The organism is Kitasatospora sp. NPDC005856 (assembly GCF_040629945.1).
Taxonomy (GTDB): Bacteria; Actinomycetota; Actinomycetes; order Streptomycetales; family Streptomycetaceae; genus Kitasatospora.
The window spans coordinates 17,953-31,152 of record NZ_JBEXWT010000005.1 but is presented as its reverse complement, the minus strand read 5'-3'; the positions used below and the strand labels follow the sequence as shown (position 1 = coordinate 31,152).

The 13,200-nt window shown below is 73.5% G+C and carries 13 protein-coding genes; all 13 read right to left on the bottom strand.

The features are described 5' to 3' along the window. Window positions 1-2 precede the first annotated feature (2 nt). On the bottom strand, window positions 3-356 hold the full coding sequence (locus ABZ449_RS05170; protein WP_360340413.1) for a cytidine deaminase: 354 nt from the start codon (window positions 354-356) through the stop codon (window positions 3-5). A gap of 28 nt (window positions 357-384) precedes the next feature. Continuing rightward, on the bottom strand, window positions 385-930 hold the full coding sequence (locus tag ABZ449_RS05165; RefSeq protein WP_360340410.1) for a DUF4383 domain-containing protein: 546 nt from the start codon (window positions 928-930) through the stop codon (window positions 385-387). A gap of 39 nt (window positions 931-969) precedes the next feature. Further along, window positions 970-1,206 carry a hypothetical protein gene (locus ABZ449_RS05160; RefSeq protein ID WP_360340407.1) on the bottom strand — a complete coding sequence of 79 codons (237 nt, stop codon included), beginning with the start codon at window positions 1,204-1,206 and terminating at the stop codon, window positions 970-972. A 33-nt stretch (window positions 1,207-1,239) separates the two neighbouring features. Beyond that, window positions 1,240-2,565 (bottom strand): hemolysin family protein, encoded by a 1,326-nt coding sequence (locus ABZ449_RS05155; protein WP_360340404.1) that lies wholly within the window; start codon window positions 2,563-2,565, stop codon window positions 1,240-1,242. Between the two features lie 19 nt (window positions 2,566-2,584). Further along, the gene (ybeY, locus tag ABZ449_RS05150; protein WP_360340401.1) at window positions 2,585-3,079 is read right to left on the bottom strand and encodes an rRNA maturation RNase YbeY; all 495 of its coding nucleotides are present in this window, start codon (window positions 3,077-3,079) and stop codon (window positions 2,585-2,587) included. A gap of 14 nt (window positions 3,080-3,093) precedes the next feature. Beyond that, window positions 3,094-4,125: a PhoH family protein gene (locus tag ABZ449_RS05145; RefSeq protein WP_360340784.1), complete on the bottom strand. Its 1,032-nt coding sequence runs from the start codon at window positions 4,123-4,125 to the stop codon at window positions 3,094-3,096. A gap of 297 nt (window positions 4,126-4,422) precedes the next feature. After that, window positions 4,423-5,346 (bottom strand): ribonuclease Z, encoded by a 924-nt coding sequence (locus ABZ449_RS05140; protein ID WP_360340398.1) that lies wholly within the window; start codon window positions 5,344-5,346, stop codon window positions 4,423-4,425. A 6-nt stretch (window positions 5,347-5,352) separates the two neighbouring features. Next, window positions 5,353-5,706 (bottom strand): histidine triad nucleotide-binding protein, encoded by a 354-nt coding sequence (locus ABZ449_RS05135; protein WP_360340395.1) that lies wholly within the window; start codon window positions 5,704-5,706, stop codon window positions 5,353-5,355. A 52-nt stretch (window positions 5,707-5,758) separates the two neighbouring features. Beyond that, the gene (locus ABZ449_RS05130) at window positions 5,759-6,532 is read right to left on the bottom strand and encodes an RDD family protein (RefSeq protein WP_360340392.1); all 774 of its coding nucleotides are present in this window, start codon (window positions 6,530-6,532) and stop codon (window positions 5,759-5,761) included. Window positions 6,533-6,647: 115 nt separating this feature from the next. After that, entirely contained in the window at window positions 6,648-9,905 is a 3,258-nt protein-coding gene (locus ABZ449_RS05125; RefSeq protein WP_360340389.1) for a PDZ domain-containing protein, read from the bottom strand. Window positions 9,906-10,048: 143 nt separating this feature from the next. Beyond that, the gene (locus ABZ449_RS05120) at window positions 10,049-10,798 is read right to left on the bottom strand and encodes a 16S rRNA (uracil(1498)-N(3))-methyltransferase (RefSeq protein ID WP_360340386.1); all 750 of its coding nucleotides are present in this window, start codon (window positions 10,796-10,798) and stop codon (window positions 10,049-10,051) included. Window positions 10,799-10,877: 79 nt separating this feature from the next. Continuing rightward, a complete protein-coding gene (dnaJ, locus tag ABZ449_RS05115; RefSeq protein WP_360340383.1) occupies window positions 10,878-12,014 on the bottom strand; it encodes a molecular chaperone DnaJ in 1,137 nt (378 codons plus the stop codon). Between the two features lie 76 nt (window positions 12,015-12,090). Next, complete coding sequence (gene hrcA / locus ABZ449_RS05110; RefSeq protein ID WP_360340380.1) at window positions 12,091-13,125, bottom strand: heat-inducible transcriptional repressor HrcA; 1,035 nt, start codon at window positions 13,123-13,125, stop codon at window positions 12,091-12,093. Window positions 13,126-13,200: the final 75 nt, after the last annotated feature.

Below are 13,200 nucleotides of genomic sequence, written 5' to 3'. Positions count from 1 at the left end.
CCTCAGCGCGCCTCGGCGGACACCCGCAGCGTCCCGTCCGGCCCGGCCAGCAGCACCGGCGTCCCGGCCCCGCCCAGGTCCCGTACGGCCGCCAGGTCCGCCTCGGCCGGCTGCTCCGCCTCGCTCACCACGGCCGCCGCCTCCAGCGACTTGGCACCGCTGGCCACCGCCATCGCCACCGCGGTCCGGAGGGCGCTCAGCCGCAGCGACTCCAGCGCGACCGTCCCGGCCACGTAGGTGCGTCCGGTCTCGTCACGCACCGCGGCCCCCTCGGCGACGCCGTTGCGGGCGCGGGCCGAGCGGGCCAGGGTGATGATCTTCTTGTCTTCGGGATCGAGCTCGACGATGTCACTCATGCCGCCGAGCATAGGCACCCGGCGCCGCTCAGTGGCCGACCGGGTGGGTCCGGCCCGGGTTCGGGTTCATGACCTTGACGAAGGTCTTCGGACCGGCCGGCAGCGGCTGCTCCTCCTCGGCGCGCTTGCGCCAGTACGGGTTGTCGTGCGGCAGGTGGCTGCTCACCCGTCCGTACATCCCGAAGGTCGTCAGGACGATCCCGAAGATGAACGCGAACAGCACGTTCGACATCCGGAAGTTGAGGATGTTGGCGTCCGGCCGCCCGAGCACCGTCAGACCGTAGAAACCGGACAGGACGAACAGCAGGCCCACCACCAGGTTCAGGTTGGCCGCGAAGTTCCCGCCGATCACCGCCCCGATCACCAGGATCGCGCCCACCACGATGGACAGCGTGGCCAGCGCGCCGTTGGTCGACAGCCCCACGATCCGGTCGCCTTCCGTGGCCAGGAAGCCCGGGTGGTCGGCCAGCCCCAGGCTGCCGAACACGATCAGGAAGATCCCCCCGAGCCCCGCCCCGATCCGCCACACCGTGACGAGCTTGTGATCGACGGGTAGTTCGTCTTGCAGCTTCATGGCGACCTCCAGAGCCCGGCCATGGTCCAAGCCGTTCGGCTAGCTGTAGGGATGGCTCCCCTGCATGTGCGGCACCTCGTGCATGTAGAGCGAGCCGCACTGCTGGCAGCAGCGCAGCCCGGTGCCCCATTCCTCCTCGGGCCGCGTCTCGGCGTCGTCAGGCATCGTCCGGCCGCAGAGCGCCACCGACAGGTCCTCGTCCCGCACCACGTGCCAGGACTTGACTCCGCCGGCCGCCCCCTGCGGGCCGTACTCCGCGCGAAGTTTGTGCGTCATGCCCTCCATGGTCGCGCGGCGACCGCCCACCCGCTACTCGCCCGCCCGGGCCCCGGCGTCCTCGGTGCGGCGGACGGGGGCGGCGACCATGGAGCCGATCCGGTTGCGGCGGCCGGCCGAGGACTCGGCGGTCAGCAGGATGCCGCTCAGACCGCCGTCGACCGGCTCGGGCAGCGGGATCTCGCAGGAGGAACCGGGGATCGGCACCCGGCCCAGGTGCTTGGCCAGCAGGCCGCCGACGGTCTCGACGTCCTCGTCCTCCAGCTCGATGCCGAACAGCTCGCCCAGGTCCTCCACCAGCAGCCGGGCGGTGATCCGGTACGAGCCGTCGCCGAGGTCCTCCACCGGGGCGATCTCCCGGTCGTACTCGTCGGTGATCTCGCCGACGATCTCCTCCAGGATGTCCTCGATGGTGACCAGGCCGGCCGTGCCGCCGTACTCGTCGATCACGATCGCCACGTGCGAACGGCGCTGCTGCATCTCGCGCAGCAGGTCGCCGGCCGGCTTGGAGTCCGGGACGAAGACGGCCGGGCGCATCACCGCGCCGACCTCCTCGGACTCCGCCTCCCGGTTGATGTGGGTGCGCCGCACCAGGTCCTTGAGGTAGACGATGCCGACCACGTCGTCCTCGCTGTCACCGACCACCGGGATGCGCGAGAAGCCCGAGCGCAGCGCCAGGGTGAGCGCCTGCCGGACGGTCTTGTGCCGCTCGATCATCACCAGGTCGGTGCGCGGCACCATCACCTCGCGCACGATGGTGTCGCCCAGCTCGAAGACCGAGTGCACCATCCGGCGCTCCTCGTCCTCGATCACGTCGTCCTTCTCGGCGAGGTCCACCAGGGCCCGCAGCTCCGCCTCCGAGGCGAACGGGCCCTCCCGGTAGCCCTTGCCCGGGGTCAGCGCGTTGCCGAGCAGGATCAGCAGCCGCGGGATCGGCCCCAGCACCGCGGCCAGCGGCAGCAGCACGAAGGAGGCCGCGGTCGCGGTGGTCAGCGGGTGCTGGCGCCCGATCGTGCGCGGCGAGACGCCCATCGCGACGAAGGACACCAGCACCATCACCCCGAACGCCAGCAGTACGGCCTGCCAGGTCGGACTGACGTTGCGCACGCACACCACGGTGACCAGGACGGCCGCCGCCATCTCGCTGGCCACCCGGATCAGGGTGGCCAGGTTGAGGTAGCGGATCGGGTCGGAGGCGACGGTCAGCAACCGCGCGGAACCGCGCCGGCCGCTGCGCACCGCCTCCTCCGCCCGGAACCGGGAGACCCGGGAGATGCCCGCCTCGGCGCACGCGGCCAGCCAGCCGAGCACGACGAGCAGCACGGCACCGAGGATGAAGCTCGTACTCTCACCACTCACAGGGGTTCGGGCTCCGCGCTCAGTGGGTGGTGGGTGCCGGGGAGATGCCGCCGAGGCCGCGGCCCGCCCGCCAGTCGTCCAGGATGCGCTTCTGGAGGGCGAACATCTCCTCCTCCTCCTCCGGCTCCTCGTGGTCGTAGCCGAGGACGTGCAGCACTCCGTGCACGGTGAGCAGCTGCAGCTCCTCGTCCATCGAGTGCTTGGAGGGGGCCGCCTGGCCCTGCTGCTCGGCGACCTCGGGGCAGAGCACGATGTCGCCGAGCAGGCCCTGCGGCAGCTCCTCGCCCTCCTTGCCGGGACGCAGCTCGTCCATCGGGAAGGACATCACGTCGGTGGGCCCGGGCAGGTCCATCCACTGGATGTGCAGCTCCTCCATCGCCGCACCGTCCACCAGGATCACGGACAGTTCGGACTGCGGGTGGATCCGCATCTTGTCCAGTGCGAAGCGGGCGACGTCGAGGATGGCTTCCTCGTCGGCGTCCCAACCGGACTCATTGGCGATGTCGATCGACATGACGGGCTGTGTGCTCAGCTTTCGGTGCGATGGGACTGTCGGGGAGCGCGGGGCGCGACGGTCTTGCCGGGGCGCCGCTGGGCGGGCTTGCGGGGAGCCGGGGAACCGTCCTCGGCCTCCTGCCGGGCGTCCCAGCGCTCGTAGGCGTCCACGATCCGGCCGACCAGCTTGTGGCGGACCACGTCGGTGCTGGTGAGGACGGAGAAGTGGATGTCGGGCACGTCGGCCAGGATCTCCTGGACGACCTTGAGTCCGCTGCGGGTGCCGCCCGGGAGGTCGATCTGGCTGGTGTCGCCGGTGACCACCACCCGGGAGTTGAACCCGAGGCGGGTGAGGAACATCTTCATCTGCTCGGGCGAGGTGTTCTGGGCCTCGTCGAGGATGATGAAGGCGTCGTTGAGGGTGCGGCCGCGCATGTACGCGAGCGGGGCGACCTCGATGGTGCCGGCCGCCATCAGGCGCGGGATGGAGTCCGGATCCATCATGTCGTGCAGCGCGTCGTACAGCGGGCGCAGGTACGGGTCGATCTTCTCGTAGAGGGTGCCGGGCAGGAAGCCCAGCCGCTCCCCCGCCTCGACCGCCGGGCGGGTCAGGATGATCCGGTTGACCTCCTTGGCCTGGAGGGCCTGGACGGCCTTGGCCATCGCCAGGTAGGTCTTTCCGGTGCCCGCCGGGCCGAGGCCGAAGACGATCGTGTGCCGGTCGATCGCCTCGACGTAGCGCTGCTGGTTGAGGGTCTTCGGGCGGATCGTGCGGCCCCGGTTGGACAGGATGTTCGCGGTGAACACCTGGGACGGCGCCGGGCTGTCCGGGTCCTGCTCCTGGCTGCGGAGCATGGCGATGGAGCGCTCCACGGAGTCCTCCGTCAGGGGCTGGCCGGTGCGCAGCACCAGCATCATCTCGTTGAAGAGCCGCTGCACGAGGGCGACCTCGGCCCGGGCTCCGGTGGCGGTCACCTCGTTGCCGCGGACGTGGATGTCGGCGGCGGGGAAGCCCTGCTCGATCACGCGCAGCAGCGAGTCCGCGGTGCCGAGCAGGGTGACCATCGGGTGCTTCTCGGGGATGACGATCCGGGCGCTGACACGGCCGTCGTCGGCCGGTTCGGGGCGCGACTGTCCGTTGGTACGGGTCTGCGATGTGTCACTCATGGGTCGGCGCTGGGCCTGCCTCATCCCATCCGTGGTCTCGGGTGCCGCTCGGTGTCTCCGGGGCACCAGGGTACGCCGCGAGCGTGATCGTCGTGGCGGGCGGCGGGGCCGCACCCGACGATGCTGCGGCAGATCGCGGGCCGATGCGAGCGCATTTTCCGCCGAAGGACGCGGCTCGGGCACCTCGCGGGCCGTTCACGAGGGGCGGCGGGCCGGGACGGGCACCCGGTCGAGGTCGGCGGCCAGCACCAGTTCCCCGTCGAAGTGCTTGCGGGCGTCGGCCAGGTGCTGGCCGAGGTCCGGGTAGCGCTGGGAGAAGTGGGTCAGCACCAGGGTGCGCACCCCGGCCTCGGCGGCGACCTTGGCGGCCTGCCCCGCGGTGAGGTGGCCGTGCTCCTCGGCGAGGCGCGCGTCGGCGTCGGTGAAGGTCGCCTCGACGACCAGCAGGTCGGCGCCCTCGGCGAGGGTGTGCACGCCCTCGCACAGGCGGGTGTCCATCACGAAGGCGAACTTCTGGCCCGGCCGCGGCTCGCTGACCTCGCCGAGCGTGACGGTCCGGCCGTCCACCTCGATCGCGCCCTCGTGCTGGAGCCGGCCGACCGCCGGGCCGCGCAGGCCGAGCGCGGCGAGCCGCTCCGGCACCAGCCGGCGGCCGTCCGGCTCGGACAGCCGGTAGCCGAAGGACTCCACCGGGTGGTCCAGCCGGACGGCGTCCAGCGCGAAGCGGGCGCCGGGCGCGGGCAGCGGCCCGGGCTCGTCGATCGGCCGGGGCCGCAGCACGGCCGTCTCGTGGTACGCGGTGGAGTGCCGCAGCCGCTCGAAGTAGACCTCGCCGGAGGCCGGGAAGTAGACGTCCACCGGGTGCGGGACCCGGTCGAGGTTGATCCGCTGGATCACGCCGGCCAGGCCCAGGCAGTGGTCCCCGTGGAAGTGGGTGACCGCGATCCGGGTGATCTGGGTGGCGGTGACCCCGGCGTGCAGCATCTGGCGCTGGGTGCCCTCGCCGGGGTCGAACAGCAGGCCCTCGCCGTCCCAGCGCAGCAGGTAGCCGTTGTGGTTGCGGTGCCGGGTGGGCACCTGGCTGGCGGTGCCGAGGACGACGAGTTCGCGCTGGGACACGTGCGGTCAGACCATGCTCTCGGTCATCGACACGCCGCCGAGCACGTGGACGTGGGCGTGGAAGACGCTCTGCCCGGCGCCCGCGCCGGTGTTGAAGATCAGCCGGTAGTCCTCGATGCCCTCGTCCCTGGCCACCGCGCCCGCCTCGGCGAGCAGTTCGCCGGCGGTCTCCGGCTCGGCGGCGGCCAGCGCGGCCGCGTTCGGGTAGTGCACGTGCGGGATCACCAGGACGTGCACGGGCGCCTTGGGAGCGATGTCACGGAAGGCGAGGATGCGCTCGGTCTTGCGCACCACGGTCGCCGGGATCTCGCCCGCCACGATCTTGCAGAACAGGCAGTCGGGCTGCGGCTCGCCGGCCATGGTTCCCTCCTCGGGATCGGTACGTCGGGTGATGGGGCCGTACGGGCGCAGCCTAGCCGAGCGCGGCGACGGCCTGCTGGTACTCCTGGAGGTGCTTCCAGCGCACCGCGCGCATGCCGACGACGTCGCCGTCGTCCGTGTCGAAGTCCTCGGTGAGGAAGGCGACCGCGAGGATGACGAAGCCGATCAGCCAGCGCCTGGTGAGCCGCCAGGTGTTGGGCCGCATCACGCCCTTGCGGCGCACCACCCGCATCGCCGTGATCCCCTTGCCGACGCTGAAGCCGGTCAGCCGGGCGAGCACCACCTGGTTGAGGAAGGACGCGGCGAGGCCGACGACCAGCAGCGCCACGAAGTAGGGCACCACCGGCCCGCCGCTCTGCACGGCGTGGCCGGCCACGTACCGGGTCTTCGGGCGGCTCGCGGCGTTGGCGGCGACGAAGCCGAGGCCGATCGCGAACAGCCAGTCCAGCACGATCGCCAGGAAGCGCCGGCCGCCGCCCGCCTCCTTGGGGCACGGCGGCAGCGCCGGGCGCGGCTGCCCGGGCCACGGGTGGGGGTCCGGGTACGGCTGGGCGTACGCCTGCGGGGCCTGCCCCTGCGGCGGGTAGGGCTGCGGCGGTGCGTAGCCCTGCTGCTGGTGGGACTGCTGCTGGTACCCCTGCGGTGCGTACCCCTGCTGCTGGTACGGCTGTTGCTGGTACGGCTGTTGCTGGTACGGCTGCTGTTGGTACCCCTGCGGCGGGTACGGCTGCGCCGGCGGATGGGGCTGCGGCTGCGGTGTGTAGGGATTCTGGCCGTACTGCGGCGGCGGGTAGCCCTGCGCCATGTGGTTCCCCCGTGAGCTGTGGATCAAGAAGCAGCCCCGCATCCTACCCACGCCCCCGCGCACCGGAGCGGGAAGTCGGCCCGTGCGACCTCCCGCTCCCAAGGGCCGCGCCCCGCTACCGCCAGGGCAGCGGCGGCGCCGTACGGGCCGGGGTCGCGGCGAGCCGCGCCAGGGCGAGGCGGACGCCCTCGGACAGCTGGGGGTCCTCGCCGGCCGCCCAGTGGTGCGGGGCGAACGGCACCTCGACGTCCGGGTCGACGCCGTGGTTCTCCAGGCCCCAGCCGTAGTTCTCGATCCAGAACGCGTACTTGGGCTGGGTGACCAGGGTGCCGTCGACCAGCCGGTAGCGGCTGTCGATGCCGATCACCCCGCCCCAGGTGCGGGTGCCGACCACCGGGCCGATCCCGAGCGCCTGGACGGCGGCGTTGACCACGTCGCCGTCCGAGCCGGTGAACTCGTCGGCGAGCGCGACCACCGGACCGCGCGGGGCGTCCGCCGGGTAGGGCACCGGGTGGTCGGTGTCCCGGATGACGTCCCAGCCGATGATCCGGCGGGCCAGCTTCTCGATCACCAGCTGCGAGGTGTGGCCTCCCCGGTTCCCCCGGACGTCGACGACCAGGCCCTCCCTGGCCATCTCGCTGCTCAGGTCGCGGTGCAGCTGGGCCCAGCCGACCGTCTGCATGTCGGGCAGGTGCAGGTAGCCCAGCCGCCCGCCGGACAGCTCGCGCACCGCGGCGCGCCGCCCGGCCACCCAGTCGTGGTAGCGCAGCGCCTCCTCGTCGGCGAGCGGGACGACCACCGGGTGGCGCGGATCGGTGCCGTCCTTCCCGACCACCGTCAGCTCGACCGGCTGGCCCGCCGTGCCGGCCAGCAGCGGGGCCGGGCCGGTGACCGGGTCCACCGGGCGGCCGTTGACGGCCAGCACCGCGTCGCCCGGGCGGACCGCCGCGCCGGGTGCGGCCAGCGGCGAGCGGGCCCTGGGGTCGGAGGACTCCCCGGGCAGGATCCGGGCGATCCGCCACCGGTCGCCGTCCCGGACCAGGTCGGCGCCGAGCAGGCCCTGGCGCCGGGCGGGCTCGGTGTACCGGCCGTAGGGCAGCACGTAGGCGTGCGAGGTGCCGAGTTCGCCGTGCACCTCCCAGAGCAGGTCGACGAGTTCGTCGTGCGAGCCGACCCGCTCGACCAGCGGCCGGTAGCGCTCCAGCACCCCGTCCCAGTCGACGCCGGAGAGGTCGGGGCGCCAGAAGTTGTCCCGCATCAGCCGGCCGGTCTCGGCGTACATCTGCCGCCACTCGGCGGCCGGGTCGACGGTCACCCGCAGCCGGGCGAGGTCGACGGTGGTCTCCTCGTCGTCGCCGCCCTTGTGGTCGGCCGGGACGACCCGCAGCTCGCCCTCGTCCAGCACGGCCACCCGGGTGCCGTCCGCGCTGACCGCGAAGTCGTCCAGGCCGTGCACCAGCTGCTCGACCCGGCGCTTGCGCAGGTCGAAGCGCTCCAGCACCGGTCGGGGCCGGTCGTCGTCCAAGGAGGCGGCCTCGTCGCCGAGTTCGCCCATCAGCGGGGCCCTGGTCCACAGCACGCCGTCCTTGGCGGCGGCCAGCTCCTCGAAGCGGCCGCCCTCGACCGGGAAGGGGACGATCCGGTCGGCGATGCCGTCCAGGTCCACCCTGGTCGCCGGCGCGGCGTCGGCCGCCGCCTCCTCGCCGTCCGCCTTCCGGGCCTTCGGTTCGTCCTCCTCGCCGCCGAGCGGGCGCCCGGCCCGCTGCGGCCCGAACGGGGAGGGCGTGTCGGCGGCCAGGGTGACCAGGTAGGGGCGGCAGCCGTTCGGGAAGGACAGGTCGAAGACGTGCGCGTCGTAGACCGGGTCGAAGTTGCGCACCGACAGGAAGGCCAGGTAGCGCCCGTCCGCGGTGAAGGCGGGCGAGGTGTCCACGAAGCGCGGCTGGGTGACCTCGCCGATGGTCCGGGTGGCCAGGTCGGCCAGCACGATCTGGCGCAGCGAGTAGGGGCCCATCCCGGGCACCGGGCGGGACCAGGCCAGCCAGGCCGAGTCCGGGCTGAAGGCCGGCGCGCCGGCCTCGCCGTCGGCGCAGCGGTCCAGCTCGTGCACGGCGCCGTCGGCCAGCGAGACCAGCAGCACCCGGCCGTCGTGCACGCCGAGCGCGGCCTGCTTGCCGTCCGGGGAGACCACCAGCGAGTTGACCCGCCCGAGCTGCCCCGCGGCCAGCCGGCGGCGCTCGGCGCCGTGCAGGTCGGGGGCGAACTCCAGGGCGTCCTCGCCCTCGGCGTCGGACACCCACAGGACCCCCTGGGCGCCGTCCTCGCCCGGCACCACCCGCACCAGCCGCCCGCGCACCCCCGGGGTCTCGTCCAGCACCCGGGCCGGGCCCTCCCGGTGGGTCAGCCAGTGCACGCTGCCGCGCACCACCACGGCGCTGCCCCGGCCGGTGCGGTCGGGGGCGACGGAGTCCAGCCAGTGCGCGGCGGGCACCGGGCGGGGGCGGCGCCCGGCCCGCGGACCGGCGAGGCGGACGTCCAGCCGGCGCGGCTCGGCGCCGTCCAGGTCGTCCAGCAGCCAGAGGTCGCCGGCCCGGTGGAAGACCACCCGGGTGCCGTCGGTGGTGGCGCCCCGGGCGTAGAAGCCGTCCGGGTCGCCGGTGTGGCGGCGCAGGTCGGTGCCGTCCGGGCTGCTGGACCACAGCTCGCCGACGCCCTCGTGGTCGGACAGGAAGGCGATCCGGCCCCCGCCCTCCCCGGCCACCCAGAGCGGCGAGTCCAGCTGCCCGTCCAGCTCCGCGTGGACGCGCACGAACTCGTCCCGGCCCAGCCACAGCTTGCCGGCCCGCCCGCCCCGGTACCGCTTCCACCAGGCCGGATCGCGGCCGTTGACGCTGCTCAGCAGCACCCTGTCGCCGCCCGGCTCGAAGGCGAGACCGGCGACCGGCCCGTACGGCAGCCGCTGCGGCTCGCCGCCGTCCAGCGGCACGGCGTGCGCCCAGGTGCGGCGGGAACTGGCCTCGCCGGCGGCGGTGGCGGCGATCGGGCGGCCGTCGGCGCTCCAGCCGAGCACCCTGGTCCGGTGGCTGCCCCAGTGGGTGAGCCGGCGCGAGGGGCCGCCGTCCACCGGGACCACGTGCACCTCGGGGGCGCCGTCCCGGGTGGAGGTGAAGGCGAGGTGCCGCCCGTCCGGGGAGAACCTCGGGTGGTGGACCGGCAGGTGGTCCGCCGTCAGCCGCCAGGCCCGGCCGCCGTCCAGCGGGGCGATCCAGAGGTCGTCCTCGGCGACGAAGGCGACCAGGTCGCCGTGCAGGTGGGGATGGCGCGGGTAGGCGCCCGCCGAGCTGTTCGAGGAGGTGCTCAGGGAGTCCGTCACCCGGCCAGCCTAAGCAGGTGCGCGTACGATCCGCGCCGGTTTTCCCGGACTCCCGGCGCCGCCCGCGCGGGGCTGTTACGGGCTCCCGGGAAGCGCCCGGGAGCCCGCCCGGGACGCCGCTGCGCGAGCCGTCCGGGAGGCCGTCACGACCAGCGGCCGGTGCGCCCGAGCAGCAGCGCTCCGGCGGCCACCCCGGCGGTGGAGGTGCGCAGCACCGAGGGGCCCAGCCGGTACGGCTTCGCGCCCGCCTCGGCGAAGGCGGCCAGCTCCTCCGGGGAGACCCCGCCCTCCGGGCCGACCACCAGCACGATGTCCCCGCCCTGCGGCAGCCCGGCGTGCGCCAGCGGCTCGGCGCCCTCCTCGTGCAGCACGGCGGCGAACCCGGCATCCCTCAGCACCGGCGTCAGCTGCCGGGTGGTCATCACGTCCCGGACCACGGGGAAGCGCAGCCGGCGGGACTGCTTGCCCGCCTCCCGGGCGGTGGCCCGCCACTTGGCGAGCGCCTTGGCGCCGCGGTCGCCCTTCCACTGGGTGATGCAGCGCGAGGCGGACCACGGGATCACCACGTCCACGCCGACCTCGGTCATCGTCTCCACGGCCAGCTCGCCGCGGTCGCCCTTGGGCAGCGCCTGGACGACCACGATCCGCGGCACGGGCTCCGGCTCCCGGCGCACGGCGGCGACCGTCACGTCGATCCCGTCCTTGCCGAGCACCTCGGCGACCGTGCCGTCCACCCCGAGCCCGAGCCCGTCGGCCAGGGTCACCGCCTCGCCCGGCGCCAGCCGCTTGACCGCGGCCGCGTGCCGCCCCTCCGGGCCGTCCAGGCGCACCACGGCCCCGGGCGCGGCGGTGGCGATCCGCTCGGTCTCGACGAAGAAGACGGGCGCGGTCATGACGGGGGAACCTCCGGGAGTGGGACGGGAACACCGAAGGGGTGCCGGGGACCTTCCCCCGGCACCCCTCCGCGGACGACTACCGGCCGTTGAAGGCGTCCTTCAGCCGGGAGAACAGGCCCTGCTGGCCCGGCGCGAACTGGCCGGACGGCCGCTCCTCGCCGCGCAGCACCGCGAGGCGGCGCAGCAGCTCCTCCTGCTCGGCGTCGAGCTTGCTGGGCGTCTTCACCTCGACGTGCACTATCAGGTCACCCCGGCCGCCGCCGCGCAGGTGGGTGATGCCCCGGCCGTGCAGCGGGATCGACTGGCCGGACTGGGTGCCGGGCCGGATGTCGACCTCCTCCAGGCCGTCCAGGGTCTGCAGCGGCACCTGGGTGCCGAGCGAGGCCGCCGTCATCGGGATGGTGACGGTGCAGTGCAGGTCGTCCCCTCGCCGCTGGAAGATGTTGTGGGTGGTCTCGGCGATCTCGACGTACAGGTCGCCGGCCGGGCCGCCGCCGGGGCCGACCTCGCCCTCGCCGGCCAGCTGGATCCTGGTGCCGTTGTCGACACCGGCCGGGATCTTGACCGTCAGGGTGCGGCGGGCGCGCACCCGGCCGTCGCCGGCGCACTCCGGGCACGGGGTCGGCACGACGGTGCCGAAGCCCTGGCACTGCGGGCACGGGCGGGAGGTCATGACCTGGCCCAGGAAGGACCGGGTGACCTGGGAGACCTCGCCCTTGCCGCGGCACATGTCACAGGTCTGCGCCGAGGTGCCGGGGGCCGCGCCCTCGCCGCTGCAGGTGGTGCAGGTGACGGCGGTGTCGACCTGGAGTTCCTTGGTGGTGCCGAAGGCGGCCTCCTCCAGGGTGATCTCCAGCCGGATCATGGCGTCCTGGCCGCGGCGGGTGCGCGAGCGCGGGCCGCGCTGGCCGGCCGCGGCGCCGAAGAAGGCGTCCATGATGTCGGAGAAGCCGAAGCCCGCCGCGCCGGCGCCGAAGCCGCCCGCGCCGCCGCCCGGGGACAGCGGGTCCCCGCCGAGGTCGTAGACCTGACGCTTCTGCGGGTCGGAGAGCACCTCGTAGGCGGCGTTGATCTCCTTGAACCGCTCCTGCGTCTTCGGGTCCGGGTTGACGTCCGGGTGCAGTTCGCGTGCCAGGCGCCGGAACGCCTTCTTGATCTCGTCCTGCCCCGCATCCCGTCGGACGCCGAGTACCGCGTAGTAGTCCGTGGCCACCAAATGCTCCGCTTGTTCCGCCTGTAGTAGTGCTGCGACTGGACGCCACCGTCGGATTTTCCGACGGCGACCTTTGCTAGGACTCGGCCAGGATCTGGCCCACGTACCGCGCCACCGCTCGCACCGCCCCCATTGTGCCCGGGTAGTCCATCCGGGTCGGACCGATCACACCCAGTTTCGCCACGCTCTCGTCGCCCGAACCGTAGCCGACCGAGACGATCGAGGTGGAATTCAGCCCTTCGTAGGCGTTCTCCCGCCCGATCCGGACCGTCATCGCCGCGTCCGCGGTCTCACCCAGGAGGCGGAGCAGGACGACCTGCTCCTCCAGGGCCTCCAGCACCGGCTGGATGGTGAGCGGGAAGTCGTGCCCGAAACGGGTCAGGTTGGCCGTGCCGGCCAGCATGATCCGTTCCTCGTTCTGCTCGGCGAGCGTCTCGAACAGGGTCGCCAGGACCGTGCTGACGGTCGGCCGGTCGGCCTGCTCGAACAGCGCCGGCAGCTCCTCCAGCAGCCCCGGGACCTCCGGGAGGCGCCGGCCGGCGGCTCTCGCGTTGATCCGGGCCCGCAGGTCCGCCAGCACCGTCTCGCCGACCGTGCCCGGGCAGTCGACCATCCGCTGCTCGACCCGGCCGGTGTTGGTGATCAGCACCAGCATCACCTTGGCCGGGGCCAGTGCCACCAGCTCGATGTGCCGCACGGTGGAGCGCGACAGCGAGGGGTACTGCACCACCGCGACCTGCCGGGTCAGCTGGGCGAGCAGCCGCACGGTGCGGGCGACCACGTCGTCCAGGTCGACCGCGCCGTCCAGGAAGTGCCGGATGGCCCGGCGCTCGGGGGCGCTCATCGGCTTGATCTCGGCGAGCTTGTCGACGAAGAGGCGGTACCCCTTGTCGGTCGGGATGCGGCCGGCGCTGGTGTGGGGCTGATGGATGTAGCCCTCCTCCTCCAGCGCCGCCATGTCGTTGCGGACGGTCGCCGGGGAGACCCCGAGGTTGTGCCGTTCCACCAGGGCCTTGGAGCCGACCGGCTCCTCGGTGCCCACGTAGTCCTGCACGATCGCGCGCAGGACGGCGAGCTTGCGTTCGTCCAGCTGGCGGACCTCACCGGCCATGGGGCGCGCACCTCCGTCTTCGCACGTCGTCCGACTGTGTCCCTTGCTGCCGCGGGCCTTCCGGGAGACCCTCGG

What these genes read in the sequence shown, in the direction of transcription:
- ABZ449_RS05135 (WP_360340395.1), bottom strand. Translation starts at nt 5,706, where the DNA reads ATGGCCGGCGAGCCGCAGCCCGACTGCCTGTTCTGCAAGATCGTGGCG.
- ybeY (WP_360340401.1), bottom strand. Translation starts at nt 3,079, where the DNA reads ATGTCGATCGACATCGCCAATGAGTCCGGTTGGGACGCCGACGAGGAA.
- hrcA (WP_360340380.1), bottom strand. Translation starts at nt 13,125, where the DNA reads ATGGCCGGTGAGGTCCGCCAGCTGGACGAACGCAAGCTCGCCGTCCTG.
- ABZ449_RS05120 (WP_360340386.1), bottom strand. Translation starts at nt 10,798, where the DNA reads ATGACCGCGCCCGTCTTCTTCGTCGAGACCGAGCGGATCGCCACCGCC.
- ABZ449_RS05165 (WP_360340410.1), bottom strand. Translation starts at nt 930, where the DNA reads ATGAAGCTGCAAGACGAACTACCCGTCGATCACAAGCTCGTCACGGTG.
- ABZ449_RS05160 (WP_360340407.1), bottom strand. Translation starts at nt 1,206, where the DNA reads ATGACGCACAAACTTCGCGCGGAGTACGGCCCGCAGGGGGCGGCCGGC.
- ABZ449_RS05145 (WP_360340784.1), bottom strand. Translation starts at nt 4,125, where the DNA reads ATGGTCACCCTGCTCGGCACCGCGGACTCGCTGCTGCGCGTGATCGAG.
- ABZ449_RS05130 (WP_360340392.1), bottom strand. Translation starts at nt 6,532, where the DNA reads ATGGCGCAGGGCTACCCGCCGCCGCAGTACGGCCAGAATCCCTACACA.
- ABZ449_RS05170 (WP_360340413.1), bottom strand. Translation starts at nt 356, where the DNA reads ATGAGTGACATCGTCGAGCTCGATCCCGAAGACAAGAAGATCATCACC.